Origin of the sequence: Dehalobacter sp. 12DCB1, from assembly GCF_004343605.1 — a bacterium.
GTDB lineage: Bacteria > Bacillota > Desulfitobacteriia > Desulfitobacteriales > Syntrophobotulaceae > Dehalobacter.
In genome coordinates this window covers 1-25,494 of the sequence record NZ_POSF01000017.1, presented here as the reverse complement: position 1 = coordinate 25,494, position 25,494 = coordinate 1, and the positions used below count along the sequence as shown (strand labels likewise).

25 protein-coding genes, 5 tRNA genes and 1 pseudogene are annotated in these 25,494 nt (G+C 44.9%); 24 read left to right on the top strand and 7 right to left on the bottom strand.

The features are described from left to right. Window positions 1-106 precede the first annotated feature (106 nt). Entirely contained in the window at window positions 107-1,078 is a 972-nt protein-coding gene (locus C1I38_RS11005) for a hypothetical protein (RefSeq protein ID WP_132102163.1), read from the top strand. Between the two features lie 93 nt (window positions 1,079-1,171). On the opposite strand, the gene C1I38_RS11000 is transcribed toward C1I38_RS11005, so the two are convergent. Genes C1I38_RS11000 through C1I38_RS10990 form a run of 3 tightly spaced genes read right to left on the bottom strand, consistent with a single transcriptional unit; the run spans window position 1,172 to window position 2,956 of the window. Further along, window positions 1,172-1,747, bottom strand: coding sequence for a hypothetical protein (locus C1I38_RS11000; protein ID WP_243109311.1), 576 nt, complete (start codon window positions 1,745-1,747; stop codon window positions 1,172-1,174). Between the two features lie 23 nt (window positions 1,748-1,770). Then, window positions 1,771-2,391 (bottom strand): hypothetical protein, encoded by a 621-nt coding sequence (locus C1I38_RS10995; protein ID WP_132102159.1) that lies wholly within the window; start codon window positions 2,389-2,391, stop codon window positions 1,771-1,773. A 58-nt stretch (window positions 2,392-2,449) separates the two neighbouring features. Further along, window positions 2,450-2,956 (bottom strand): YlbF family regulator, encoded by a 507-nt coding sequence (locus C1I38_RS10990; protein WP_132102157.1) that lies wholly within the window; start codon window positions 2,954-2,956, stop codon window positions 2,450-2,452. A gap of 169 nt (window positions 2,957-3,125) precedes the next feature. On the opposite strand from C1I38_RS10990, the gene C1I38_RS10985 reads away from it, so the two are divergent. Further along, window positions 3,126-3,881, top strand: a complete 756-nt coding sequence (locus C1I38_RS10985; protein WP_132102155.1) for a GDSL-type esterase/lipase family protein — start codon at window positions 3,126-3,128, stop codon at window positions 3,879-3,881. Window positions 3,882-4,066: 185 nt separating this feature from the next. Here the strand turns inward: C1I38_RS10985 and C1I38_RS10980 are convergent, their stop codons facing one another. After that, on the bottom strand, window positions 4,067-4,819 hold the full coding sequence (locus C1I38_RS10980) for a ZIP family metal transporter (protein ID WP_132102181.1): 753 nt from the start codon (window positions 4,817-4,819) through the stop codon (window positions 4,067-4,069). A 202-nt stretch (window positions 4,820-5,021) separates the two neighbouring features. Between C1I38_RS10980 and spoIIR the strand changes: the two genes are divergently transcribed. Further along, on the top strand, window positions 5,022-5,645 hold the full coding sequence (gene spoIIR / locus C1I38_RS10975; RefSeq protein ID WP_132102153.1) for a stage II sporulation protein R: 624 nt from the start codon (window positions 5,022-5,024) through the stop codon (window positions 5,643-5,645). 94 nt (window positions 5,646-5,739) lie between these two features. On the opposite strand, the gene C1I38_RS10970 is transcribed toward spoIIR, so the two are convergent. Further along, window positions 5,740-6,498, bottom strand: coding sequence for a LytTR family DNA-binding domain-containing protein (locus C1I38_RS10970; protein ID WP_132102151.1), 759 nt, complete (start codon window positions 6,496-6,498; stop codon window positions 5,740-5,742). Window positions 6,499-6,606: 108 nt separating this feature from the next. On the opposite strand from C1I38_RS10970, the gene C1I38_RS10965 reads away from it, so the two are divergent. The 11 genes from C1I38_RS10965 (at window position 6,607) to C1I38_RS10915 (ending at window position 12,850) form a co-directional block, all read left to right on the top strand. After that, window positions 6,607-7,263, top strand: coding sequence for a GerMN domain-containing protein (locus C1I38_RS10965; RefSeq protein WP_132102149.1), 657 nt, complete (start codon window positions 6,607-6,609; stop codon window positions 7,261-7,263). Between the two features lie 213 nt (window positions 7,264-7,476). Beyond that, complete coding sequence (locus tag C1I38_RS10960; RefSeq protein ID WP_132102147.1) at window positions 7,477-7,926, top strand: MarR family transcriptional regulator; 450 nt, start codon at window positions 7,477-7,479, stop codon at window positions 7,924-7,926. Window positions 7,927-8,087: 161 nt separating this feature from the next. Beyond that, the gene (locus C1I38_RS10955) at window positions 8,088-8,954 is read left to right on the top strand and encodes a fumarate hydratase (RefSeq protein WP_132102145.1); all 867 of its coding nucleotides are present in this window, start codon (window positions 8,088-8,090) and stop codon (window positions 8,952-8,954) included. Further along, window positions 8,947-9,522 carry a Fe-S-containing hydro-lyase gene (locus tag C1I38_RS10950; protein WP_132102143.1) on the top strand — a complete coding sequence of 192 codons (576 nt, stop codon included), beginning with the start codon at window positions 8,947-8,949 and terminating at the stop codon, window positions 9,520-9,522. Before C1I38_RS10955 ends, C1I38_RS10950 begins: the two co-directional genes overlap by 8 nt. A gap of 4 nt (window positions 9,523-9,526) precedes the next feature. Then, window positions 9,527-10,171 carry an O-methyltransferase gene (locus C1I38_RS10945; RefSeq protein ID WP_132102141.1) on the top strand — a complete coding sequence of 215 codons (645 nt, stop codon included), beginning with the start codon at window positions 9,527-9,529 and terminating at the stop codon, window positions 10,169-10,171. Between the two features lie 102 nt (window positions 10,172-10,273). Further along, entirely contained in the window at window positions 10,274-10,972 is a 699-nt protein-coding gene (locus tag C1I38_RS10940; RefSeq protein WP_243109310.1) for a TIGR01906 family membrane protein, read from the top strand. Between the two features lie 79 nt (window positions 10,973-11,051). Next, the gene (gene rph, locus C1I38_RS10935) at window positions 11,052-11,786 is read left to right on the top strand and encodes a ribonuclease PH (protein ID WP_025206140.1); all 735 of its coding nucleotides are present in this window, start codon (window positions 11,052-11,054) and stop codon (window positions 11,784-11,786) included. Between the two features lie 20 nt (window positions 11,787-11,806). Next, complete coding sequence (locus C1I38_RS10930; protein ID WP_019224754.1) at window positions 11,807-12,406, top strand: XTP/dITP diphosphatase; 600 nt, start codon at window positions 11,807-11,809, stop codon at window positions 12,404-12,406. A 141-nt stretch (window positions 12,407-12,547) separates the two neighbouring features. Next, window positions 12,548-12,624, top strand: a tRNA-Pro gene (locus C1I38_RS10925). Between the two features lie 27 nt (window positions 12,625-12,651). Then, window positions 12,652-12,728, top strand: a tRNA-Arg gene (locus C1I38_RS10920). Window positions 12,729-12,774: 46 nt separating this feature from the next. Next, window positions 12,775-12,850, top strand: a tRNA-His gene (locus C1I38_RS10915). A gap of 137 nt (window positions 12,851-12,987) precedes the next feature. Here C1I38_RS10915 and C1I38_RS10910 read toward each other — a convergent pair. Beyond that, window positions 12,988-14,145 carry an aminotransferase class V-fold PLP-dependent enzyme gene (locus C1I38_RS10910; RefSeq protein ID WP_132102140.1) on the bottom strand — a complete coding sequence of 386 codons (1,158 nt, stop codon included), beginning with the start codon at window positions 14,143-14,145 and terminating at the stop codon, window positions 12,988-12,990. A gap of 202 nt (window positions 14,146-14,347) precedes the next feature. Between C1I38_RS10910 and yedE the strand changes: the two genes are divergently transcribed. The 3 genes from yedE to C1I38_RS10895 are packed head-to-tail and all read left to right on the top strand — an operon-like array spanning window position 14,348 to window position 15,971. Then, a complete protein-coding gene (gene yedE, locus C1I38_RS10905) occupies window positions 14,348-15,424 on the top strand; it encodes a YedE family putative selenium transporter (RefSeq protein ID WP_025206138.1) in 1,077 nt (358 codons plus the stop codon). A gap of 60 nt (window positions 15,425-15,484) precedes the next feature. After that, window positions 15,485-15,688, top strand: a complete 204-nt coding sequence (locus tag C1I38_RS10900) for a sulfurtransferase TusA family protein (RefSeq protein WP_019224757.1) — start codon at window positions 15,485-15,487, stop codon at window positions 15,686-15,688. A 34-nt stretch (window positions 15,689-15,722) separates the two neighbouring features. Next, window positions 15,723-15,971: a DUF3343 domain-containing protein gene (locus C1I38_RS10895; protein ID WP_019224758.1), complete on the top strand. Its 249-nt coding sequence runs from the start codon at window positions 15,723-15,725 to the stop codon at window positions 15,969-15,971. A 400-nt stretch (window positions 15,972-16,371) separates the two neighbouring features. Here the strand turns inward: C1I38_RS10895 and C1I38_RS10890 are convergent, their stop codons facing one another. After that, complete coding sequence (locus C1I38_RS10890) at window positions 16,372-19,260, bottom strand: cell wall-binding repeat-containing protein (RefSeq protein ID WP_119775825.1); 2,889 nt, start codon at window positions 19,258-19,260, stop codon at window positions 16,372-16,374. Window positions 19,261-19,440: 180 nt separating this feature from the next. Between C1I38_RS10890 and C1I38_RS10885 the strand changes: the two genes are divergently transcribed. The 7 genes and pseudogenes from C1I38_RS10885 to clpX form a co-directional block, all read left to right on the top strand. After that, on the top strand, window positions 19,441-20,208 hold the full coding sequence (locus tag C1I38_RS10885; protein ID WP_119775827.1) for an IclR family transcriptional regulator: 768 nt from the start codon (window positions 19,441-19,443) through the stop codon (window positions 20,206-20,208). Window positions 20,209-20,492: 284 nt separating this feature from the next. Next, the gene (locus C1I38_RS10880; RefSeq protein ID WP_026156258.1) at window positions 20,493-21,110 is read left to right on the top strand and encodes a hypothetical protein; all 618 of its coding nucleotides are present in this window, start codon (window positions 20,493-20,495) and stop codon (window positions 21,108-21,110) included. Between the two features lie 112 nt (window positions 21,111-21,222). Continuing rightward, window positions 21,223-21,296: transfer RNA gene (locus C1I38_RS10875), tRNA-Gln, on the top strand. Window positions 21,297-21,306: 10 nt separating this feature from the next. Continuing rightward, a tRNA-Leu gene (locus C1I38_RS10870) sits at window positions 21,307-21,391 on the top strand. A 302-nt stretch (window positions 21,392-21,693) separates the two neighbouring features. Continuing rightward, entirely contained in the window at window positions 21,694-22,851 is a 1,158-nt protein-coding gene (locus C1I38_RS10865) for a glycosyltransferase (RefSeq protein WP_243103708.1), read from the top strand. A 313-nt stretch (window positions 22,852-23,164) separates the two neighbouring features. Beyond that, window positions 23,165-24,514, top strand: a complete 1,350-nt coding sequence (tig, locus tag C1I38_RS10860; RefSeq protein ID WP_119775924.1) for a trigger factor — start codon at window positions 23,165-23,167, stop codon at window positions 24,512-24,514. A 50-nt stretch (window positions 24,515-24,564) separates the two neighbouring features. Continuing rightward, window positions 24,565-25,404 (top strand): annotated as a pseudogene (gene clpX, locus C1I38_RS10855) (ATP-dependent Clp protease ATP-binding subunit ClpX); the annotation flags it as partial. Between the last annotated feature and the right edge of the window lie 90 nt (window positions 25,405-25,494).

Below are 25,494 nucleotides of genomic sequence, written 5' to 3'. Positions count from 1 at the left end.
TATAAAAAGTTAAGTAAGCTTCGCGCTGTCACAGCTGCAGCCTGCTTTTCATATTATGACATAGCACAACACAGCGCAATTTGTAAACATACGAGGAGGTTAAAAGATGTTCGGACATAACAAAGGGTTAGGAATCTTTCCCCAGGGTATTGGGGGTATGCCCGGAGAATCAATGATGGGTATGACGCCAAGACAGCTCAATTTGGTCGCTTCGGAAGGCTTTAGCGGAAACGGAATGGCGACGATCGGAACGGATAACAATTTTTCGGTCATTGCGCACCTACCGCCGGCTCATACATTTAGTCCTCATGCTCCGGCAGTTTATGCGGCTTATCTGGTTGACGGCAAGGGAAAAAACGGATTTTATGCAGGAACGCTAAGACCTGCCGGCAATGGAATGTATCAGGCCAATTTCAGGAGTCCTGTGCCACTCGTACATTATGACAAAGTTGTCATTTCACTGGAGAGCCCGCAGTCCATCATGCAGTCCCCGCAGGGTCCTATTGTCATGAAAGTCAAAGAAGGCTTTTTCCCTGGGCTGGGACCGGTCAAAAAAGCCGGCAGCAATATGTGGGGAAAGGTGAGAGGCTTTGTCGGCAGCAGGTTCGGCAGCAAAGATGAAATCAGCCAGAATCAGCTTGCTCCCGGGCAAAATTCCGGGCAGATCCCTGCCCAGCCGCCAGTTCAGCAGTATTCCCAGCAGCCTCAAAATCAGCAGTATCCCAATTATTCGCAGAACCCTCAGTATCTTCGGAACTCACAGCAGCAGTATCCTCAGTATGCCGCCCAGCAACGTACTTATCCGCAGCAGGCTTATCCACGTTGGGGAACGCAGATGCAGCCAAACAGGCAAAGATATGACCGACCGTATATGCCTCAGGGCGGATATCAGCAGGGACCGGTTTATGGGGAGAATCCTGCTTCACAAGTTTCAGCTATGCAAAGTCCGATGATGCAAACTCCAGCGTCTCCGGCGCCGGTACAGCCTATGGAATTTCAACCGGCCGCTCAGGTCACAGAACAACCCAAGAGCCAGCCGATACAGCAAGTATCGCCTGACGAGCCGAAGGAATCATAACGGGTAGCAAAGTTCATTTTGACGGGGTCTGGAAAAATAAATATTAACCTGATAAGACGCACATGGCCGTAAAGGTCAGGTGCGTTTTAATGATTAACTGCTGTTTGCCGTATTGGCCGTATCCGTCCTGCCAAAAATGGTCAGCAGGCCATAGAGAATAAGGGAAGCCAGCGGTACAACGTATCCCGGAACATTGTCGATGGATTTGAGCTTAAAAGCATATAAGGTAGAAGCACGGCTTTGCACAGGCGTAAAAGGGACACTCAAAGAAACATTGATTGTCATTCCTTCCTTCGGAATCAACGGAGTTTGTGTCATCTTGAGTCGAAGTATTCGGTCCTCCCTTATAGCACTGATGTCCGGTAAGGACTGACCGTATCCTCCCGGAAAGAATATTCGGGCTGAAACCGGAACAGCGGACCATTTATAAAATAGGGCCGTTGCAAGTTCCAGACCGATAATAATAAAATACCCATGCGGAATCATAATTTTGGTCAGCGGGATGATCAGGGTGCCGACTGGACTGTTGTTACTTGGATGGAGTGCGTTGGAGATCAGGAGGGAGATATAAAAAGGAACCGCCGCCTCTATTATTTTCTCCCCAGTCAAAAGTTTGGCAGGAGCGATGTTCTGATAAATTTGACTACGGTGATGGAATACGGCAGACATTTTTTGCATTGGCCCCCTTTTAATTATTCCTTATTACTATTACTCGGATTATTTTTGTATTTCGGGTAGAGAAGGAAGTAAATAAATAAGATAAGCAAGGGGATAAATGTCTTTGGGAGTTTCTTAATTTCAAACATTTCAATGCCATAAATCAATACAAATTTGGTGCCGATACTTTGAGGCACTCTGGAGTAAGGTGCGATCAAAGCCAAATTAAACGCCAAACCTCTCGGTTCCAACGGAGTATCAGGTTTCTGCTGATTTCCTGTGTTATTACCACCTGCTCCGGCAGCATTTGTTTGGGAAGATGATGGCAGGCCATCAAGAAATAGCCTGATATCCGGATAAGCCTGCTGATATTGACTGAGAGCAGAAACTCCTGAGAAAGCAGAAGACCACTTTGCCAGCAGAGAAGTTGCGAGTCCAAGAGCAATAATAATCAGGTAACTGAGGGGAATACTTAATATTTTCAGCGGTATCAGCAATGCTGCGGTGGGGCTGTATCTATTTTGCGGAAACAAACTGTCAGTCAGAAAAAGGGTGAACGTTAAAGGGATAGGTGTTAAGGGCGGGAACATTTCTGCAGAGGAAGGACTTCCAAAGTATTGATTATTCGGATATGGGCCGTTGTTCAAGAACGTCATTTGAAAAATCTCCTATCCCTTATAATAAGAAAAGACAAACGGCAGAATAAGTCGTAATTTATTTGCTCTTGGGGTTTAACCGGCTTAGCAGTTCGGAGACATTGAGCCCTTCAGAGATTTGAAAGCCTTCCGGGATCGTCATGGCAGGGCCGTTTTTGTCTCCTCCGATCGTATCCAGAAGCTGCTGGGCAAGATTTTGGATTTCTTTGGGGAAAGGCAGTTGTTCGGCACTGGGCATACCGTAAATTGTGGTTGTGATCGTCAGGTTCACAGTTGCCATTATTTTCTCCAGATCTTGCTGGATGGAGAAGAAGCTTCGGATGGAAGGATATAGTTTAATCAGGCGCATTTTTAAGTCGATGAGCGCTAAGGTATCCTTTTCAGATACCACTTTGCTGAACATTTGAGCGGTCAGGATTTGACGCTCTTTATCCTGATATGCCGCAAAAGCTTTGGCAGCTTCAGGGTCGTTTTGGATTTCGGCTTCTGCTTCTTTCAGCCTTTGTACTTCCGGCGTTTGCAGAAGCGCTTCGCCGAGTTCACGTGCTTTAACAATGTATTCCATAAGAATCAAGCACCTCCTTATGTATCAGGTTATGCAGTTCAAAATGCTGGAGTGCCTTAAAATGCTAAACAAACTGTAACCAACAGGAAGCGAAGAACGAAAAAAGTTTTATTCGGGAAGGATTTAAGGGAAATATGTAGAAAAATATTGCCATGAGGAGGAATGAACATTGCGCACTTACCGTTTAGAGATTAGGGTTATTCAGCTTTCCATATTGATGGCTGTTATTGTATTGGTTTTTGGGTTTGTGAATGTTTGGAACGGAGGAACACCGGAACAGTCTGCCAGCGGCAGCTCAACAGTCCAGAGCGGCGGAGCAAGTAATGGGGGCGGTACAGAAAATGGAGCCGGCGATTCCAATGGTGATACCGTTTTGAATAGCAGCGGTACGACTGTCAATACCAAAATGGTGTGTCTGGGTGATTCATTTACATACGGTTACCCGGGTGAGCCAAGTAGTTCCTGGCCGCAGCATCTTGCGGATGTCCTGAAAGTGGAAGTGGTCAATGCCGGTCAGACTTATCAGAATGCATCCAGCCTGCTGGAGCGCTTTGAAGAGGATGTAATTGCTGAGAAACCGGGCACAGTCATTATTTTTGCCGGCGTTGGAGATGCGATCCGCGGCACACCACTGGAAGAATACCAAAACAATATCAAAGCCATGGTCGAAAAAGCCACGGCCAATCAAATCAAGCCTGTCCTGGTGCTGCCCATTCCTTTCCCTGACACGGATGAGCTCTATAAACAATACAGGGAATGGGAAGCGGCTTATGCACAGGAACAAAAGATTACAGCACTTGATTTTAAAGGGGTGCTGTTTGGCAACGGGGACGAGATCCTCAGAAAATATTCCGATGACGGGAGATATCCGAATAAGGACGGCTATCAGGCCATGGGCGATTATGCTGCCACAGTCCTGCAGTAATATTTAACGTATTAGCAAAGAGTCAGAGACAGCCTTCGGGCTGTCTTTTTGACGTCCACGGATGGACGAATGCCAAACAAAGATCCTGTGAATACCGGATTGCCATGTCAAGAGTCCTTCATACCGTGCTGCGTAGGATAGAGCTGGCGCTTCGCTTATACCATGGACGGCAAGAAACGGCAATATTAATGTGGTAAGAAGGCGGAGATAAATCCAAAGAAAATAAATCCGCCCAGTCCTCCAATAAAGGCCCAGACCGGGTGGTCTTCCCGGGACAGCGGCCATAATTCGGCCAGAACCAGAAACACCATTGCCCCAGCGGCCAGGGCTACAAAAAAACAGAGTGAGGTATGAACAAGTTCCATGGCCATCCTGCCGAGCAAGGCACCCAGCGGAGTAAATATTGCAATCAGGAGAGTCAGTGCCAGAATCTTCGGTTTCCTGATCCCGGCCATTACCAGAGGTGTAGCAGTGGCCATTCCTTCAGGCAGGTTATGCAGAGCAATGCCAAGGGCAATGAATGTACCCAATTGACCGGCGGATTCGTGCCCCGCAGCAATGGCCATTCCTTCAGGTATATCATGAAGCGCTATACCTGAGGCAATCAGGATGCCCATCCGTTTCAGACGGCTGTATCTGTGATTAGGCAGCTGACGGTTTCTTGCTTTGAGTAGTCTGTCGGCAGACGACATCAGTATTATACCGGCCAAAATCCCGCCCAGGAGGAGTCCCGGTTGTTTGAAGGATGCAGCCAGCGGCAAAAGATCAAAGGCCACCACAGCAAACATGACGCCTCCTGCTGCGGACAGCAGAACGGCCAGAAGCCAATCCGGAGGGTCTCCCAGAAAAAGCACAATCAGACAGCCGGCTGTTGTGGCCAGCCCGGCAATTGTACTGATATACAGCAGATACAGCGGAGATTGAAAGTCCAGGAGCATTTTTTCACCCGATTCCTTCGGCAAATTGTCAGTAAATTTGACAGGGCCTTATGAATCTTATTTTCAGACTTCAATAAATATTCGCACTGCCTAAAAACTTCTGAGACGAATTGAATAGAAAACTTCTTTATTGGAAATAATTCACATAGAAAGAAGTTTTTTGTATATAATTTTTTACAAGGTACTGGGAGAGGGAAATTAAATGTTAATATTTGTGAATAAAAGCATAATAAAGTTAATTGTCTGTCTGGTCTTGTGTTTTAGTTTTTTGGCGATCAATCCCTGCGGCCAGTCAGCAAACAGCGCGGAAACCGAAGCGTATGACAGTACAAGTCTCATTCGATTTCATGTTATTGCGAATTCGGACAGTGAACAGGATCAGCTGCTGAAATATGCGGTGAGGGATGAAGTTTTGAAGGCTGCTTCCCCGAACCTGGCTGAATCACAATCCCTGGCCGAATCCAGAGAAATACTTCTGAGCATGGAAGGCCAGTTGCTGGAGATCTCCAGGAGTGTGGTCAAAGAGTGGGGAAAAACTTATCCGGTGACCCTTGACTATGGTGTATTTGCTTTCCCGACAAAATCTTACGGCAATATTGTACTCCCGGCGGGAGACTACGAAGCGGTTGAGATCAAGATAGGAAATGCTGAAGGAGCTAATTGGTGGTGTGTTTTGTTCCCGCCTTTATGCTTTGTTAATGTTGAGGAATCCACATCACTTCCTGTTGACGGCAAGCCTGCAGTACCGCTGAATACAGCGGCCAAACAAAAAAAGCCGACCTATCAGGGGAAGGAGATCGGCTTTTATCTGGAGCGTTTTTTCTAGTACTTTATTAACCCTATAATGATCATATTGTGGAAAACAATTTTCCGCAATAAAGCGTTGCCGTCAATATATGAAGATTAGGTTTTACATGGTACTATATCCCAAGGATCTCTTTGAGTCGGCGGGCCTGAGTGCGGCTGACTGGGACTTCGCTTTTGTCCTTGTCCTGCACGATCACAGTATACGTACCATTAAAGTAAGGGACGAGCTCCCTCATTTTTTTTATATTGACCAGATAGCAGCGGTGGGTTCTGAAAAAAGTTTTTGGATCCAGTCTGGATTCCAAATCCCGCAGCGTATAACGGGTCAGGTAGAAGTCGGCTTCTGTTTTGACGTAAACATTGTCCTTGTCTGTGGAAATATATATAATTTCTTCCGGCCGGATCAGGATGGTTTTCCCGTTATGTTCAGCAGCAATCACTTCCAGGGGTTTGAATTCGGGGATATCCTCCTTGACCGGTTCGGCTTTGGGTTGAACGGGAGCAGGTGTTCGGCGCTTCCTTACCGTATTTAAGGCTTCTTCCAGCCGCTTGGGATGAATCGGCTTAAGAAGATAATCGTAAGCATGAACACTGAACGCATCAAAAGCAAATTCCTCATGGGCGGTCGTAAAAATCACCGCCGGTTGTTTCGGGCTCTGGGAAAGCTTTCTGGCAAGTTCAATACCGTTTAAGCCGGGCATATTGATATCGAGAAAAATGACGGAATAGTCGACACTATCAATCAGTTCCATGGCTTCAAGCGCGTTTTCTGCTTCCCCGACAATTAGCACGTCTTCAAATGATTTCAAGAGATAGCGTAGTTCTTTACGGGCCGGAGATTCATCATCGACCAGCAAGGCTCTTATTTTCATATTTTCTGACCTCCCTGAATTCTATTTCTTTGGGACAAAGCATATTATCTTTTTAGAAATTTCTTTTTAGCGGACATTTTTATTATTATTTAGAAAGGAGAACTTCCTATGAGAAAAATACGGCTGCTGCTGACTTTCATTCTGTTGATCGCAGTCATTACACTTCTGGTCGGCTGCAATATCCTGAATGATCTGATCAAGGAAGGCGGAGGTAATGCTCCTTTAAGCAAACTTCTGGATAAGACTGCTCAGGAAGACACGGTTGAAGTGACTACAAAATCTCAGCAGACGGAACAAACTGTAAAACTTTATTTCGCAGATGCTGACGGAAAAGTCTTAATCGAAGAGAACCGAACAATTCCCAAGACACTGAGCCTGGCTCGCGAAACAGTAAGCCAATGGTTGCTGGGGCCGGCCGGAAAATCAAGCGCTTATCCGATGGTGAACCCTCAGACGGTGTTATTGGACATTGGAATCAAAAACGGCATTGCCACAGTAGATCTTAGCAAGGAATTCCTTGAGCCTTACAGCAATGTCTCGGCCGAAACTGCTCTTTATGGTTTAGTCAACACCTTGACTCAGTTTCAAACTGCCCAAATCGTGAAGATCCGGGTCGAGGGGCAGGACATTCAAACCTATCGCGGAATCGGTCTGGAGAACTTAAGGTACCGTAATGATTTGATCGGCTACGCCTCAGGGACCGTGCAGGATGATGAAGTAACTGCTGAAGTATCCCCAAGCGGAATCAATCTTTTTGGACAATAACTTCAATATTTTACCATTTGTTGAAAAGATCAAGATACGTTATGATATTAATTATATAACACCTATCGTTAAAATCATCAATAATATTTGAATTATGAAAATTTTACTAGTGTTAATTTCCGGAATATGGTAAAATACTGTAAAAATGATATGTGCTAATATATACTTATATATAGGGGTTATCTATTTGATTTTTTGAGGTGGGGTGTTCGCATGTTAGAGAACAGAGAGTTAGCAGGTCATCTTGACCATTTGCTTCAGAGGCTCACCGTTTCTACCCAAAGGCAAAAGAGTGATTTTGCAGAAAAGCTTGGTATTTCCCGTCAGCAGTTTGAAGTTTTAACGATTATTTTTGAAAAGGGTCAGATTACGATGGGTGAGCTTTGCAAGGAAATTTCTTCAGCCTGCAGTACGGCAACGGATCTGGCTGACAAGCTGGAAAGAGCCGGCTATGTGGAGCGAATCAGGGAAAAACGGGATCGCAGGATCGTAAGGCTTAATATTTTACCCAAGGGAGAAAAACTGGTTAAATCGGTAATTGAGACAAGGACCGAAAGGCTTGAAAGTATTCTGGAATCTTTTGAACAGGAAGACCGGATGCGTATTATCGGCATTCTGGAAACCTTATCCGATAAATATGAGAGGCTTTCCAGAAAAGAATAAAAGTCAAATACAACAGTTATCAAACATTTTTGTCGAAGTAAGATCTTCTCGGCAAAGATGTTTTTTTTGACGGCAAACCTTTTTTAAAAGTTATATTTCTTGAATCCCGTATTTGCGCTATACTGAATAAAAGTGTTCCGGACAAAAAGCGGAGGTAAATTGTGAAAGAGATTCATGTTAACGAGGTCATTTCTGCAGTGGAGAGACTGTGTATTGAGGCGAACTGTATTCTGAATCAGGACGTTATTGATGCTTTAAACAAGGCTCTTGGCACTGAGGAATCCCCCCAGGGCAGAGAAGTACTTCAGCAGCTTTTGGAAAATGCGGAGATTGCAGGCAAAGAAAATATACCGATATGTCAGGATACCGGGATGGCGGTATTGTTTGTAGAAGTCGGCCAGGACCTGCATATTATCGGTGGAGATTTGACGGGAGCCCTGAATGAGGGCGTGCGCAGGGGCTATGAAAAGGGTTTTTTGCGTAAATCTATCGTCAAAGATCCTTTTAACAGGATTAATACCGGAGATAATACACCTGCAGTTATTCATTATGAAATTGTATCAGGGGACAAGATTGGGATTACGATTGCACCGAAAGGGTTTGGCAGTGAAAACATGGGTGCCTTGAAAATGTTTAAGCCTTCGGATGGTTTGCCTGCAGTAAAGAATTTTGTTGTGGAAACGGTGGATAAAGCCGGGCCTAATCCCTGTCCACCTATCGTGGTTGGAGTTGGACTCGGAGGTACGATGGAAAAGGCTGCCTATTTGGCTAAAAAGGCCCTGCTTCGTCCGATCGGGGAATCGAATCCGGTTGAAGAATATGCCCGGCTGGAACAGGAGCTTCTGACCCAAATTAATCATTTAGGGATAGGTCCCCAGGGTTTTGGCGGCCGGACGACAGCGCTGGCCGTAAATATTGAGGTATTTCCGACGCATATTGCAGGGCTGCCCGCAGCTGTCAATATTAATTGTCATGTTACCCGACATTGTCAGGTGATTTTGGAAGGGAGGGTTCCTTCCTGTGAGTAATAATAAAACGGTTGAAACCCGAAAAATTTCAGTACCGCTGGATGATACCACTGCTGCTTCTCTCAGATGCGGTGAAAAGGTGCTGATCAGCGGAGTCGTCTATACCGGAAGAGATGCGGCTCATAAGAAAATGGCTGAGGCCTTAGCCCAGGGAGAGGAACTGCCCTTTGATATGAAGGGACAGGTGATCTATTTTGTGGGACCCGCCCCGGCTTCTCCAGGTAAAGTTATCGGATCTGCCGGACCGACAACCAGTGGCAGAATGGATGCCTATTCTCCTAGTCTGCTGGCCAAAGGTTTAAAGGGGATGATCGGAAAAGGGCTTCGTTCTCCTGAGGTCATACAGGCCATCAGGGAAAACGGTGCAGTCTACTTTGGGGCGATCGGCGGTGCGGGAGCACTCCTGGCTTCCTGCATCAAGGAAGCTGAGGTCATTGCCTATCCGGAACTCGGAACGGAGGCAGTCCGGAGACTTGTTATCGAAGATTTTCCTGCCATTGTCCTGATTGACAGTCTCGGGCAGAATCTTTACGAGACAGGAAGGAAAGAATATCAAATATTGGGGTGATGGTTTGTTCTATCCTTTTGAACTAGAAAGGTACCTCGAAGAATTGCTTCCTGCCAGGGAAGGGCTGCTTCAAGAGATGGAAAGCGTTGCCTTGGAGGAAACAATCCCTGTGGTTACACCGGCGGTCGGTCACTTCCTTGAGCTAATGGTCAAGATGACGGATGCCAAACGTATTCTGGAGATCGGTACGGCGATCGGTTATTCCACCGTTTATCTGGCCAGAGGTGCAGCCGAAACCGGAGGCAAGGTTTATACATTGGATATGAACAGAGGGAGGCTCAACAGAGCAGAAGAATATCTGAAAAAGGCCGGGCTTGCCCATTTGGTTGATTTCAGCTGTAAGAATGCGCTGCACTGCCTGCCGAAACTGACGGAAACATATGATTTGATATTTGTAGATGCAGCCAAAGGGGAGTACCTGGATTACCTTGATCTTATCACACCGCTCATTTCCCCTGGCGGGGTTCTGGTGGCGGATAATGTTCTATTCAGGGGCTGGGTTGTGCCTGGTTCGGTTTTTGACCGGAAATATGATCGAATGGTCGGTTGTATGAGGGATTTCCTGCAGCACTTGGCCTGTCTGCCGGAATTTGAGGTAAGCGTACTTCCGTTTGGCGACGGCATTGCGCTGGCCAGAAAAAACAAGTAGGAAATTCAGGCAAGATACGAAGTGAGGATTAACGTATTTAAATAGGATATTTGGTTAATGTATTTGGTGAGGATATTAGGATATTAGGATATATGAGGAGAAATGATGTCAGGTAAGAAGGCTGCGAACGGGTTTCTTGCAATTGTCAGCGGATTGATTCTAATCGCTGTCATGTTGCTGACGGTGATTGAACTATGCGTCTTTGATCTCAATTTCTTCCGGTCGGAATATAACAAACTGGACACGGTATCTGTGACCGGGATGCCGGAAAAAGATCTGATGGTGACGACCACGGAACTGCTGGCTTATATCCAGGGGGACAAGGATAACCTTGAAATCCGTGCAGAGATTAACGGTCAGGAAAGACAGGTGTTTAATCAGCGGGAAATCGTACATATGGCAGATGTTCAAAGGTTGTACCTGAGCAGCCGCATGGTCCGCAACGCAGGTCTGATTGTCCTGTTTCTGTTTCTGATCTTACTAAGGATAAGCAACGGGAAGAAATACTTCCGTTCCTGGGCCAGCGGCTTTCTGGCCGCGGCAGTCATATTTCTCTGTATATTCGGGGCAGTAGGGATTGCGGTCTGGCGGGATTTTCAAGTGTTCTGGGACAGCTTTCACTATCTGATTTTTACAAATGACCTTTGGCTGCTTGATCCGGAGACCGATATCCTGATCCAAATGGTGCCGGAGCAGTTCTTCTTTGATCTGGTTATCAGAATTCTGGCTCTTTTTGGCTCTGCTGTACTGATCCTCGCTCTTGTCGCTGCAAGAATCCGGTTCGTCTATCAGAAAGTTTAAGTACCGTTGAGCTTGATAACCGGTTATACAATTGATAAATATTAATAATTTTTTAAGAACAGAAAGGAAGCTTGATAATATGCTAAGATTTGATGGAAGACAACCCGATGAAATCCGACCTGTGAAGATTACCAGGAAGTTTACGGACCTTCCCGAAGGCTCCGTCCTGATTGAGGTCGGGAAAACCAGGGTGATTTGTACGGCTACTGTTGAAGATAAAGTACCGCCATTTAAAAAGGGGACCGGCAGCGGCTGGGTTACAGCGGAATACTCTATGCTTCCGAGGGCGACGGCCGTGCGCAATCAGCGTGAGGCTTCCAAGGGAAAATTGGGCGGAAGGACAATGGAGATTCAGCGGTTGATCGGCAGGGCGCTGCGTTCCATTGTCGATCTGAGTAGACTTGGAGAAAGGACCATCTGGCTGGATTGTGATGTCCTTCAGGCAGACGGCGGGACCAGGACAGCTTCGATTACGGGTGCTTATGTTGCCCTGGCTGATGCTGTAAACTACCTGCTCAAAAATCAATTGATTAAGCAGGACCCTTTAATAGACAGTATTGCGGCCATTTCTGTAGGCAAAGTAGATGGGATACCTGTAGCCGATCTTGCCTATGAGGAGGATTCCAAAGCCGAAGTCGATATGAATATTGTGATGACCGGTTCGGGGCGTTTTGTAGAGATTCAGGGTACTGCAGAAGGTCAGCCGTTTGACCAAGAGGATCTGAATGCATTCTTAAACCTCGGGGAATCGGGTATTCAAAAACTCAGCGCTTTGCAGAAGGAAGCGCTGGCCAAAGAGCTTCCGGTAGCATAGTCCGAAGGAGGTTTGTAAGGATGCAGGTCTTGCTTGCGACAATGAATAAGGGCAAAGTAATGGAACTGGAGGAATTGCTTAACGACGAAAAAATCGAAATTCTGTCGTTAAGCGATCTTCCGGATTATCAGGAGGTTGAAGAGTCTGGCAGTACATTTGCCGAAAATGCTTTTATTAAGGCGCGGGCTGCCTGCGCCGCGGGAAAAATGATTACGCTGGCAGACGATTCAGGGCTTGAAGTGGATGCTCTGGCGGGAGCACCCGGCATTTTTTCGGCACGCTATGCCGGGGAACCGAAAAATGATGAGCATAATATAGAAAAACTTCTGACAGACCTGGAAGGCGTACCTGAGGAAAACAGGACTGCCCGCTTCCGCTGTGCACTGGCGATCATCTGTCCTGACGGCCAGGAATATTTGACGGAGGGATCGGTTGAAGGAAGAATACTGACCGAGAGAATTGGAACCGGTGGGTTCGGTTATGACCCTGTGTTTTACCTGCCTGACCTCCAGAAAACGATGGCGGAGCTTAGTCTGGATGAAAAAAATTGTCTCAGCCACAGAGCCCGGGCTTTTGCAAAAGCAGTTCCATTGCTGACAGCATTAATGAAATCATTTTGATCGTTATTTTGATAGTAAAATGACAATCTGAGGTATAAAAAGATCAATAGAAATTTGAAGAAATTTGAAATGCATAAAATTAAAATGTTTCTTGACTAGTTTTTTCTCTTGGGATATACTATTCATTGTCACAAAAAGCGGCGGGGTATAGCGCAGTTTGGTAGCGCGCCTGCCTTGGGAGCAGGAGGCCGGGGGTTCAAATCCCTCTGCCCCGACCATAATCAATGCTGCAGTGATTAAAACATGCGCCTGTAGCTCAGCCGGATAGAGCATCTGCCTTCTAAGCAGGTTGTCGGGGGTTCGAATCTCTCCAGGCGCACCATTTTTCATTTAAAAGTGTATTTCTCAAAAACAAAAAAATATTCATGGTGGATGTGGCGAAGTGGTTAACGCACCGGATTGTGGCTCCGGCACTCGTGGGTTCAAGTCCCATCATTCACCCCATATAAAAAGATTAAGCTTTATCGCAAGATAAAGCTTTATTATTAGGAATGATGGGACTTGAACAGGAAATGCGACCTATGGAAGCATTTACCCGCCCCGGCGTGATAGCCGCGAAGCGACGGAGCAAGTCCCATCATTCACCCATCAGTAATTCTCCTAATGGCTTCAATTGAATAATCCACTTCCTTGTTGGTATTATAGTGCCCAAATGAGAAGCGTAGAGTTCCGGTTGGATAAGTTTTCAATGTTTTATGAGCATTTGGAGCGCAATGCAAACCTACCCTTGTCATCACGCCATAGCGATTGTCAAGTTCAAACGAAATCTCGGCAAGATCGCGTTTGGTGGTCTGGATGGATACAACCGCTGTGCGATTGATTATATCCGGCCTCCCAATAATCCGAATATCCGGTAATGATTTCAGCTTTTTCAAAAAACGGGCGGTCAATTCGAGTTCTTTTTCTCGAATCTTATCAATGCCTGTTTCCAATAGATACCGCAAAGCTGCATGAAGTCCGAAAATTCCCGGAAGATTCATCGTGCCTGCTTCAAATCGGTCCGGCATGAAGCCTGGTACTTCCTCTGTATGGGATAAACTCCCCGTTCCGCCGCTGATAAGGGGGTTTATTAACGGAAACATAGCTTCTGTCGTGATAAAGCCGCCGATCCCCTGCGGTCCCAGTAAACCCTTGTGTCCGGTAAAAGCGAGGACATCAATACCCATTGCTTGCATATCGATTGGAATAACTCCAGCCGTCTGGGCACTATCAATAATAAAAGCCAACCCCTGTTCTTTGCAAAAACTGCCTACTTTCTGAATAGGAAGAAGTGTCCCGCAAACGTTGGAAGCGTGGGTCATGACGATCGCTTTAGTGTTCGGCCTGAGCAGCCTGGGTACTTCTTCGAACAATAACTCTCCATCCTCAGTACAGGGAATCCTGTCAAATTCTACTCCGGAAGTTTGAAGCTGGATCAAAGGCCGCATGACCGCGTTATGTTCCATTGCTGAAACAAGCACATGATCGCCATTATGCAAGAAGCCTTTTAAGATCATATTTAAACTAGTTGTGATATTTGGAGTGAAAATAACGTTTTTACAGTTGGGGTAATTGAATAACTCACAAATGAGTTCTCTGGTTTCAATCACAATTTCATCCGCTGTATAGGCACTTTCGTAGCCACCCCGACTGATATTTGCACCGATACTCTGCATGTAGTGCACTACTGCAGCAGAAACTGAAGCTGGTTTAGGAAAAGTTGTACAAGCATTATCAAAATATATTTTGGTGAGATTCATTTTTTCCCTTTCTAACTGATGTTATTCAGCTTATATTATAGCTCAATTTTGTTGCGTTAATATATTGGAATAATCTATTCATAAAGACTTTTATTATTGAAAATTTCAATTTTTTTTTATAAACCTATTATGGTAATATTATCTCCATATGTTAGACACATAATGTCTAAATAATGATATTACAGAAGGAGGTCATTGAAGAGTGATCAAAAACGAAAAGATTGTAATTGTTATCGCTGGAATTATCATTGGTATTATTTCTGTCACACTGGTGCTTCTAGGCAATCCAGCCAATATGGGCTTTTGTATTGCCTGCTTTGTCCGCGACACGGCAGGTGCGCTGGGTTTGCATCGGGCCACTGCCGTCCAATACATACGACCGGAAATTATTGGTTTGGTTTTGGGATCCTGTCTGATGGCTTTAAGTAAAAAAGAATTCTCACCGCGAGGTGGTTCTTCCCCTTTAACGCGGTTTATTCTTGGATTTTTTGTTATGATCGGAGCGCTGATGTTCCTGGGATGCCCCTTCCGGATGATTCTACGACTTGCCGGCGGAGACTTAAATGCTCTCGTTGGCTTGGTTGGATTCATCTGTGGCATTTTAGCAGGGATATTCTTCCTTAACAGGGGCTATACATTAAAAAGAACCTATAGTCTTCCGAAAATTGAGGGAGTCATATTCCCGGTGATACAAATTGTGTTTCTTTCTTTACTCTTGGCAGCGCCTGCCTTTATTTATTTTACGGAAGCAGGAGCCGGTCCCGGAGCCAAACATGCCGCGATCGCAATTTCTCTAGCTGCGGGTATCCTTGTCGGTATCTTAGCGCAAAGAACCCGACTTTGCATGGTTGGCGGCATTCGGGATCTAGTATTATTTAGAGAATGGAAATTGTTGCTTGGTTTTCTGGCTATCCTGGCATCTGCTTTTGTTATGAATACCGCTACCGGTAACTTATCCGTGGGATTTGCCAATCAACCCATTGCCCATACGGACGGTTTATGGAATTTTCTCGGTATGCTTACGGTTGGTTTTGGCTCGACACTCCTTGGAGGCTGTCCGCTTCGGCAAATGATTCTTGCCGGCGAAGGCAATACGGACTCCGTTATTACAGTGATTGGGCTATTTGCCGGCGCAGCCTTTGCGCACAATTTTTCTTTAGCTTCTTCAGCTAAAGGACCTACGACCAACGGCATGATCGCGGTCGCTATTGGTTTGGTTGTCATGCTGATAATCGCTGTGGTCAACACCCGGAAGGCCGCTGCAACTGTGAATAATTGACATACGCTTTGATATTTATTCAAATGTAAAAAATTACATTACATTGAGAGGAGAATTGACATGCTCGATGCAAGAGGCCGTTCATGTCCAGAGCCTGTTATCATGATCAAGAAAGCAATGGCTTCCAACGAGGATGAATATACCATACTGCTTGACAACCGTACCTCTTTGGAAAATGTCTCACGTTTTGCGAGAGTTGCAGGATATCATAGTGATTATACTGAAGAAAATAGGATCTTTACATTGAAAATAACAAAAAAATAATAATGCAGCACAAACATCGAAGGGGAATCCACTTATGGAATACATCGCAACCTTTTATTCGCATTATGGCGCGATGCGCTTTAAAAAAAAGTGTATAGCCAATAACCTTCATGCGGTCGTAATGCCTGTTCCCAGAAGTCTCAGCTCTTCTTGCGGCAGCTGCGTCAAGTATGAAGATCACCGGGACTTTGTTGCACCGGAAAATCCGGATGAAGAGATTGAACAAATAGTCTGCATTGAAACAACCGGGTACCGGCAGGTATATAAGGCTAAAGGAGCATAATTGCTTATAGTTTGTTTCTAACCCAAGTATAGTTATAATAAATACTAATTATAAAAATTAATTACTTGTATTCTGTAAAATAATTGGTTAAAATCCAGGTAGGTTAAGAAATCAAATACAGCATGAGAAACGGTGTTTTTTCAAAGGTAAAAGCCCGCAAGCACGCATGGATTATGGCTTGTGGTATCGCGGCAGTCACAGAGTGATTGTGGCTCCGGCACTCGTGGGTTCAAGTCCCATCATTCACCCCATATAAAAAGATTTAAGCTTTATCGCAAGATAAAGCTTTTTGATTACCCGCCTCGGCGTGATAGCCGCGAAGCGGCGGAGCAAGTCCCATCATTTTTTTTAATCATGGGGTTCGTCAGTAACCTGACCCCTTTAGGGCGGTGTAGATTTTTTATGGTGATGCTGCCTGCGTCGTGGCGGATGCTTTCGCGGATAGACCGCTCTGGCCGCTGCTGTTTAACGCAACAATTTTATAATAATAGGTTGTCTCCGGATCTAAGCCTGTATCCGTGTAAGGGGGCGCTGCCACATTTTCCGCTATCGGATTATAGGTGCCTTCGGAAGAGGATGCCCTGTAAACGATATAGGAGCTTGCACCGGTGACCGGAGTCCAATCCACAACAATCTGGCTGGAATTATCGGCTGTTGCCGTCAGATCTAATGGTACGGACGGAAATGTGATGGTATTTGCTGTTAAAGAATAAGGGCCATCTCCGGCGCTGTTGGAGGCCAAAACTTTATAGTAATAGGTGGTTCCTGCATCCAGACCCGTATTGGTATAGGAGGTTGAAGATAAAGTCGTGATACGTGTATAAGTTCCGGAAGCAGAGTGAGACCGGTATACGGAATAAATCGGGTCTCCGCTTACGGCGGACCAGGACAGCGATATCTGCGAAGAGCTTAGCGCTGCAGCAGTCAGATTTGCTGGAGCAGTTGGCACACTCGAGGCAAGGGTAGTGGCACTGGTGACCGCCGAATAGGCACTGCTGCCGGCAGTGTTCACAGCCAGGACTTTGTAGTAATAGGCAGTACTCGCGGTCAGACTGCTGTCTGTATACGCATTGGTTGTGGTCGTGGCCATAAGCGTGTAAGTCCCTGATACTGAATTGGCTCTGTATATGGAATAAGTATCTGCTTCGCTGACCGAAGACCAGGATAGGGAAATCTGTGTTGAGCTCTTTGGCACAGCAGTGAGATTATCAGGAATGGAAGGAACGCTGGCAGCAATGGTTTTGGCACTGGCAATGGCAGAATAAGAACTCGAACCGACACTGTTTGTGGCCAGCACCTTATAATAATAAGTCGTATTGGCTGTCAGACCACTATTGGTATAAGAAGTAGCGGTAATGGTCGTAAGCAGAGAATACGGTCCTGATGCTGAGGAAGACCGGTAAATGGAATAGGATGCTGCCCCGCTGACAGCGGACCAGGAAAGTGTGATCTGACTGGTACTTTTCGGTGTTGCCGTAAGATTTGCCGGGGCAGACGGGATGCTGAGCGCAGTCGTGGTGCTAGCAACAGGTGAAAAGGCGCTCGATCCGGTACCGTTCGTAGCTTTTATCTTATAGTAATATGTTGTGTTGGGGGATAGTCCACTATTGATATACGAAGTCGAGGAAACTTTTGCAATCTGATAGTAAGACCCATAGTAGGAAGAAGCGCGGTATACAGCATAGGAAGTGGCACCGTTTACTGTTGGCCAGGATAACGCGATCTGACTGATACTTTGCGATTTCGCTGTAAGATTTGGCGGAGCAGCCGGGACAGAAGCAATATCGTCTAAAAGGGTGTTTACGACGTTTTGCGGTATCACGGCTGTACCACCGAAGACAATCAATTTGCTGATCAGATTACTTTTTTGATTGATATAATTCCCGACAGAAGTGTTGGTCAGACTGTTGACCAAAATAACGGGGGAATTTGTCTGTGCTGCCAAGGCCGAACCTGCGAGCGCATCGGGAAATGATTGCCCGGTTGCGATACAGCAGGCGGCCAGATTAAGTTGAGCTGAAAATTCATCGATAATTTTAAGGTTGGTTTCATAGCGGTCAGCACCACTCAGCCTTTTCCCCGCAGGAAGAAGATTTAAAACACTGGTGCTGATGACACCGGTTCCGCCAACAACATATGTGCTGGTGACATTTTGCAGAGCTTGCTGGATGTTACCGGGCAAGCTGTTTTTAGCTGTAAGCAGGATCGGAATTTCTTTGATCGCGGCGATAGGAGCGGCAGATAAAGCATCCGCAAAGTTTTCACCCGTTGCAATGATTGCCTGGTTATAGCTTCCCAGCGTCTGGGCAATTCTGGCCGAGGTATCATAGCGGTCAGAACCGGCAATCCGGGATATGGATATTCCCATATAATAGATCTCCCGTTCCACACTTGTGGAGATGGCTGAAGCCCCACCGATAAGAAAGACATGTGAGACGTGCAGACGGGAAAGTTCGGTCCTGGTCTTGGTGCTTAATGATTCGCTGGAGGTCAGCAGAATAGGAGCATTATATTTAGAGGCGAGCGGAGCGCTGCATAAGGCATCCGGATAATTTTCACCATTGACAATGATGGCGTAGTTGGAAGAACTCCAGCCATACTGGGAAATCAGGGCGGATGTTTCATATCTGTCACTGCCTGACAAACGATTGGAGGTTATGAAAGAGGATCCTGGACTGCCGGCGGCTGCATTAACGATATTGGAAAAATAGTCTGTGCCGGAATTCCCCATAGCTTTGATCTTGTAATAGTAAGTATTGCCTGATGTCAGGCTGCCATCCGTATAATTGGTATAGAACGTCGAGGCAATCTCCGTATAGGCCCCTGAATACGAAGCTGAGCGGTAGACCGTGTAAGAGGTTATTCCGCTGATTGAATTCCAGGAAAGATAGATTTGCCCTGGTCCGGAGGATTTCGCTGAAAGACTTGAGAAAGAGGAAAGGGTCGTGGCGCCGGCATAGGAAGAAAGTAAACTTGTTTCATTGTTGTCGACAGTCTGGATCTTATAGTAATAGGTTTGATTGGAGGCCAAACCGGTGTCGGTATATTGGTTTGTGGTAACCGAATTAGTAAAAGTGTAGGTTCCGGAATGGGAAGTTGATCGGTAGACATTGTACTTGTCTGCGCCGCTTACTGCAGTCCAGGTTAACGCAATTTCATTTGGACCGAGTGCAGAAGCGGATAAGTTTGTCGGAGCGGACAAGGCAGCGGCAGAAATCTGAGGCATAGTCAAGAAACTGACGAGGAAGCATAAGAGTATCACCAATGATTTGGATTTGATTTCTCCCATAGGATATTCACCTCCCGTTGCATTCTCTTTTAAAGAATCATGAAACAATTATACCATTTTTTGGTTTATCATCTGTAAATTATATGTAAATCTTTTAGAATATTCAATTTAAATTTTTATTGTTATTCTTAGTAAAATCATCCATAATAGAAATCAGCAAGAAGAATGGGGGGCCTGTTTGTGACAGAAAGATATGTTCAGACTGTGGAAAGAGCGCTGGATATATTGGAAGTACTGGCCAGTTCTAGGGAATCATTTGGTGTGACTGAAATCGGCAGCAGGATAGGGCTGCATAAAAGCACGGTACATCGGATTATTCAGACTTTATGCTATCGGGGATATGTCGAAAAAGAAAAAGATAGGGAACGGTACCGTCTCGGGATAAAAATAATTGAAGTCGGCAACGCATTTTTCAATCAGCTTGAAGTCCGGAAGATTGCCGAACGCTATTTGGAAAGCCTGGCCAAAACCTTTGATGAAGTAGTTCATCTTGTCCTGCCCGACAACGGAGAAGTAGTGTTCATTGATCATAAAGAGAGTTCCCAGTTAATCGGCATGTACTCCAAGGTAGGCAGCAGAGGCTACATGCATTGTACGGCGGTTGGTAAAGCGATTCTTTCCACTTTGCCGGAAGAGGAAGTAAGGCTTATTCTGCAAAAAAAGGGTATGCCCCGTTTTACTCAGCAGACGATTACAGATCCGGAAAAACTGATCGAACAGCTGAAGGAAATAAGAAAAACAGGCATTGCAGTTGCCGCTGAAGAAACTGAAGTCGGGGTCATTAATATAGGAACACCCATTTATGATTATTCGGGTAGAACCATTGGTGCGATCAGCATTTCCGGACCCATTAATAGGCTGATGGAGAAAGGGATTGAAAAGGTCGGTCAGGAAATCAAGCGTGTTGGTCAGGATATATCCTCCAGATTAGGATATTCCGGCCGCTGATCTTACAGTACTACCCAAAAAAACGCTTGACGGAAGTAGGAAACTAGTACATAATATTAATACTATATTTTCAAATATTTCAGAATCTTTTTGTGTTGGTTTGCATAAGATAGCCAAAAGATCAGACATTAAGCTTCAGCAAAAAAATTGAAAAGATGGGGACAATGATGAAGGTTTAGTTTAAAAATGAAACAATGTTTCAGATAATAAAACAAAACTAATTTTTATAGGTATAAAATGAAACATTGTTTTATATGGTGAAACACGGTGGGGAGTGATTGATCATGATGAGGATTTCATCAATAGCTTATAATCAGGACAGAGATTGTATAGGATGTGCCATTAGAGATGAAAAGCAAATATCCACCTATATTCTGTCTTTTCAGATAGCAGACCAGCTGATGTCGCGCTATCACGGGAAATGGGGTATTTCGGGTAACAGGATTACACTTCGATTTACAGACCTAGACCATCCGCTGACGATTGATTATGATTCCGGAGTGATTAATTACGGATCCCTTACGACAGCATTTTATCATCGCTATAACCCTGCTAAGGGGCTGACGGTGCTGGTCGAGGATATCTGTTCCGACCTTGCGATCCCACAAAGTGAGCCCATTGAATATGAAGAATATTTATTTAGATTATTCGTCAAAATTGTGGAGATTTTCCATGCCCGATGCAATGTTCAGATCTTACCTGATATAAATGAAGGCAAATGGGAAATTCGTTTAGGTGAGGGGGAAGCTTCAGGCTGGATTGGGAAAGATGGAATTGCCGAGAACCGGTTTGGTGAAAAAATGGATATAAAACAATGGCAGAATCTTAGAATTGAAAAAGCAGCGCTTTATGTCTTTGGTTTTAACTCTTTTTGCAAAAACTTTCAGTGTCCGATAAAATAAGGACACTATTTTTTTGTATTAACTTTTGTTTGACAGGGCAATTTTTTTTAAGTATAATACTGTTTGCGTGTTAGAGCCGTCAGCGAATTGCATAACCGATTTTTTATTCCAATGGGGTATCGCCAAGCGGTAAGGCATCGGACTCTGACTCCGACACCGGTGGTTCAAATCCATCTACCCCAGCCAACTTTTATATGCGGGAGTGGCGGAACTGGCAGACGCACTGGATTTAGGTTCCAGCGGGTAACTCCGTGCAGGTTCAAGTCCTGTCTCCCGCACCAAAATTAAGGACTTCAGGCAGTTGACCTATAAATGGTTGACTGTCTTTTTTCTACACATTACGATCACAAATCGCCAAAATGGAGGTGCCGTAACAAAGAAGTCACAGAAGAGATAACACCAAATGTAAAAAATCGAGAAAAAGTATTTAAATGTCAACCGGCAATTATTATAATATGGATGTAACAGGAATAATCCCAGATTCTTGGACCAGAATATCTTTTCATATATAATTATCTGATCCGGTTTATAATATGAATAGTAATAACACCAGATGAAAAGAGTCTTGGAGGGGGAAAAAGAAGTGTCGGGAATTTTGATTTTTTCATCAAACTATGGTGAAGGACATTTCCAGGCGGGTGAAGCACTTGCCGAAGCTTTTGGCCATCAGCCTTCTCCAATACAGGTAAAGCACTTAGATTTTGGTTCTTTTTTTTACTTTAACACGGATTATTTTATGAGGAAAGCCTACGCAACAATGATCAAGAAGACGCCGAAACTCTGGAGAATACTCTTTGAAAAGACGGCAGGACTGACTGCCGAAGACTGCCGGAAGTTTGTGCGGGGATTGGAAACGAAGAAGCTGTTAGATTGTATCTGGAAGTTCAATCCTGATGTGATTGTAAGTACCCATTTTATACCGGCTGCCATACTGGGTGAACTGAAACTCAAAGGGCTCCTTTCTGTTCCGCTGGTTACGGTGGTGACGGACTACCTTGTTCACGGTGTATGGATCCACTCCGGAACGGATAAGTATATTGTAGGTTGCAAGGATGCATGTACCAGGCTCGCGGAGGCAGGAATAGCACCCCAGAACGTGATTCAGTCCGGGATCCCTCTCCGGTTAAGATTTGAAGAAGCCATCCAACAATGCGCCGCTAAACAAAAACTGAAGCTTGACCTGAACCGGAAGACAGTACTCATCATGGGTCTTAACGGTAAACCCGTGAGCAATGTCGCAGAACTGAAGGAGATTGTCCGGAACCTGGCTCAGGATATTTCGGCACAATTATTGGTGGTTTGCGGCTACAATAAAGAGCTGTACCATGCGCTTAACAGTGAAATTCGGGAAAAGAATCTCTGCATCAGACTCTACGGTCATGTCGACAATGTTCAGGAATTGATGGCAGCTTCTGATCTTATGATCACTAAAGGAGGAGCATTGACAATTTCCGAAGCACTGACCATGGGACTTCCCTTGCTGATGTACAGACCAATCCCGGGGCATGAAAAAGGAAATGCTTATTTCGTTGAACAAGCGGGAGCGGGGAAGGCTTTCGGTACCCCGGATGAACTGATCCGCTACACAGTAGAACTGTTTAAGCATCCGGCCAGACTGGAAACAATGAGTTTAGCGGCACGGATGATACTGCCGGTCAATCCTTCACAAAATGCAGCTGCCTATATTTTGACACTCAGGAAAAACACCAAAACCAATCCGTTCAAAACAGAAGCGATGTAGTACCCGGCAGAAAATCTGCCCGTCATTATATTCCAAAACAAGGATTAACAAGGCACTAGATTTAAACAGAATATCAAGCGTTTTCCTTGATTCTTTGGAAAACTTCTGATAATATTAACTGGTCAATATCAGGTTTACTGGAAAGGGGAAACGGATGTTTCCTCTTTCTAAACTTATTGCTTTTTTTCCAGGGATTTACTCTTTAGCAAGGTTTGCATTTATTTGAAAAAGGGCAGAATATCCTGGTGTGAAATGTTGATACTATTTAAATATAAAAAATAAAAGCAAGGTTAAATTCCAAGGAGGAGCGGACATGTCTGTCAAGATCGAAAAGAAGAACAATAACACCTACGAAATGGAAATTACGGTTGGGGTTGAAGAGGTTTCTGCAGCTTTTGACCGGGTAATGAAAAGAGCCGGCCAGGGACTCAGCATACCAGGTTTTCGCAAAGGAAAAGCCCCCAAGCATATAATAGAAAGGTATGTTGATAAAGACGCTGTGAAAAATGAAGTGATGGAGCAGGTCTCTTACCCGGCTTTATTTGAAGCCTTTAAAGAGCATTCCATTACGCCTGTTTCCAGACCGGCTATACAGGTTGTCCAATTTGAGGCAGATAAAGATTTCATTTATAAAGTTAAGGTAGAGACAAAACCTGATGTAGAGCTGGGAGAATATAAGGGTCTTGGCATTGAAAAACAGGCTGTTGAGGTTACAGACGAGCAGGTGGCCGAAGAATTGGAACGCCGTCAAAATAGACATGCTAAACTTATTCCGGTTGAAGACGGAGAAATCATTGACCAGGATATTGTCACGATTGACTTTGAAGGATTCCTGGGTGATGTGCCGTTTGAAGGAGGAAAAGGTGAGAATCACGAGTTAACCATCGGTTCCGGCACTTTTATCCCAGGATTTGAGGAACAAATAAAAGGTTCTAAGAATGGTCAGGAACTCGAAATCAATGTTAAGTTCCCGGAAGGCTATCACAGCGAAGAGCTCTCTGGAAAAGATGCCATGTTTAAAGTCAAGATCAACGGTATTAAGAGAAAAGAACTGGCTGCTCTGGATGACGAGTTTGCCAAAGACGTCAGCGAATTTGACACGTTAGAAGAATTGAAGCAGGATATTAGAGAAAAGATGATTTTGGCTGCAGAAAACAGATGCGACAATGAATATAAGACCGAAGTTATGAAGAAGGTTGCTGAAAATGCAGTCTGTGAAATTCCTGAAGGAATGAAACAGGAACGCATTGATGCGTTGATGGAAGACCTGCAGCAGAACATGGCCTATCAGGGGATTTCCATGGAGCAGTATTGTCAGTATGTCAACACTAGCATAGAAGCGCTTCGTGAATCCTTCAGTCAGCAGGCAGCTGATGGACTAAAAACTGAACTTGTCCTTGAAGCAATTGCGGAAAAAGAAGGAATTACGGTTACTGATGAAGAAATTGAATCCGAGATTAATAGGATGGCTATGCAGTATGGCAGGACAGCTGAAGAACTGAAGTCAGCTTTTGAAGCTCGCGGTGAGATGCAGATGTTCAAAATGAGTTTAACATCAGAGCATACCGTTGATTTCCTGGTCAAGAACAATGGTGTTGAACAGGAAAGTGCCGCAGCACAGAACACAGATTCGGAGAGTAATGTTGCGGAGGAAAATGAATAAGATAATTATTGCGATAATGATAAGGGAATTCTCAATAAAGGGGTGAGCATATGGCAAAGTTTAACGATGAAAAGAATCAACTGAAATGTTCTTTTTGCGGTAAAACGCAGGAACAGGTCAAGAAACTGGTAGCAGGTCCCGGGGTATACATTTGTGATGAATGCATCGAGCTCTGTAATGAAATCATTGAAGAGGAACTCCAGGATGATGTAGGCTCAGAAATTGGAGAGATTCCTAAACCCAAAGAAATCAGAAGTATTCTTGATCAATACGTTGTCGGTCAGGACGAAGCAAAAAAAGCATTATCTGTTGCAGTTTATAACCATTACAAGCGTATCAGCATTGGCATGAAGGTCGATGATGTCGAGCTTCAGAAATCCAATATTATTATGCTCGGTCCAACAGGTTCCGGTAAGACGCTGCTTGCTTCTACACTGGCTAAAGTTCTGAATGTCCCATTTGCTATAGCGGATGCAACCTCATTGACGGAAGCCGGCTATGTCGGAGAAGATGTCGAGAATATTCTCCTCAAACTGATTCAGGCTGCTGATTATGATATTGAGAGGGCAGAGCGAGGGATTATCTATATTGATGAGATTGATAAGATTGCCCGAAAATCTGAGAATCCATCCATTACCAGGGATGTATCAGGGGAAGGTGTTCAGCAGGCACTGCTCAAAATCCTGGAAGGCACAGTAGCCAGTGTTCCTCCGCAGGGAGGACGCAAGCATCCCCACCAGGAATTCATCCAGCTCGATACCACGAACATCCTGTTCATTGTCGGCGGGGCTTTTGATGGGATTGACAAGCTGATTCAAAACCGCATCGGCAAGAAAGTGATGGGTTTTGGGGCGGAAATTCAAAAGAAGAATGAAAAGAACGTCGGGGAATAGTCAAGTCCTTATTAGTGTGTAAATTCCCTCGGCTGTATTTAATTAAGCAGCGGATTGGTCCTTAGCTGATTTTTGTTCATTTATAAA

Excerpts from the sequence above, each read along its gene's own strand:
- C1I38_RS11005 (WP_132102163.1), top strand. The coding sequence starts at position 107 with ATGTTCGGACATAACAAAGGGTTAGGAATCTTTCCCCAGGGTATTGGG.
- C1I38_RS11000 (WP_243109311.1), bottom strand. The coding sequence starts at position 1,747 with ATGTCTGCCGTATTCCATCACCGTAGTCAAATTTATCAGAACATCGCT.
- C1I38_RS10995 (WP_132102159.1), bottom strand. The coding sequence starts at position 2,391 with ATGACGTTCTTGAACAACGGCCCATATCCGAATAATCAATACTTTGGA.
- C1I38_RS10990 (WP_132102157.1), bottom strand. The coding sequence starts at position 2,956 with ATGGAATACATTGTTAAAGCACGTGAACTCGGCGAAGCGCTTCTGCAA.
- C1I38_RS10980 (WP_132102181.1), bottom strand. The coding sequence starts at position 4,819 with ATGCTCCTGGACTTTCAATCTCCGCTGTATCTGCTGTATATCAGTACA.
- spoIIR (WP_132102153.1), top strand. The coding sequence starts at position 5,022 with ATGTTAATATTTGTGAATAAAAGCATAATAAAGTTAATTGTCTGTCTG.
- C1I38_RS10970 (WP_132102151.1), bottom strand. The coding sequence starts at position 6,498 with ATGAAAATAAGAGCCTTGCTGGTCGATGATGAATCTCCGGCCCGTAAA.
- C1I38_RS10965 (WP_132102149.1), top strand. The coding sequence starts at position 6,607 with ATGAGAAAAATACGGCTGCTGCTGACTTTCATTCTGTTGATCGCAGTC.
- C1I38_RS10960 (WP_132102147.1), top strand. The coding sequence starts at position 7,477 with ATGTTAGAGAACAGAGAGTTAGCAGGTCATCTTGACCATTTGCTTCAG.
- C1I38_RS10940 (WP_243109310.1), top strand. The coding sequence starts at position 10,274 with ATGATGTCAGGTAAGAAGGCTGCGAACGGGTTTCTTGCAATTGTCAGC.
- rph (WP_025206140.1), top strand. The coding sequence starts at position 11,052 with ATGCTAAGATTTGATGGAAGACAACCCGATGAAATCCGACCTGTGAAG.
- C1I38_RS10930 (WP_019224754.1), top strand. The coding sequence starts at position 11,807 with ATGCAGGTCTTGCTTGCGACAATGAATAAGGGCAAAGTAATGGAACTG.
- C1I38_RS10910 (WP_132102140.1), bottom strand. The coding sequence starts at position 14,145 with ATGAATCTCACCAAAATATATTTTGATAATGCTTGTACAACTTTTCCT.
- C1I38_RS10900 (WP_019224757.1), top strand. The coding sequence starts at position 15,485 with ATGCTCGATGCAAGAGGCCGTTCATGTCCAGAGCCTGTTATCATGATC.
- C1I38_RS10895 (WP_019224758.1), top strand. The coding sequence starts at position 15,723 with ATGGAATACATCGCAACCTTTTATTCGCATTATGGCGCGATGCGCTTT.
- C1I38_RS10890 (WP_119775825.1), bottom strand. The coding sequence starts at position 19,260 with ATGGGAGAAATCAAATCCAAATCATTGGTGATACTCTTATGCTTCCTC.
- C1I38_RS10880 (WP_026156258.1), top strand. The coding sequence starts at position 20,493 with ATGATGAGGATTTCATCAATAGCTTATAATCAGGACAGAGATTGTATA.
- tig (WP_119775924.1), top strand. The coding sequence starts at position 23,165 with ATGTCTGTCAAGATCGAAAAGAAGAACAATAACACCTACGAAATGGAA.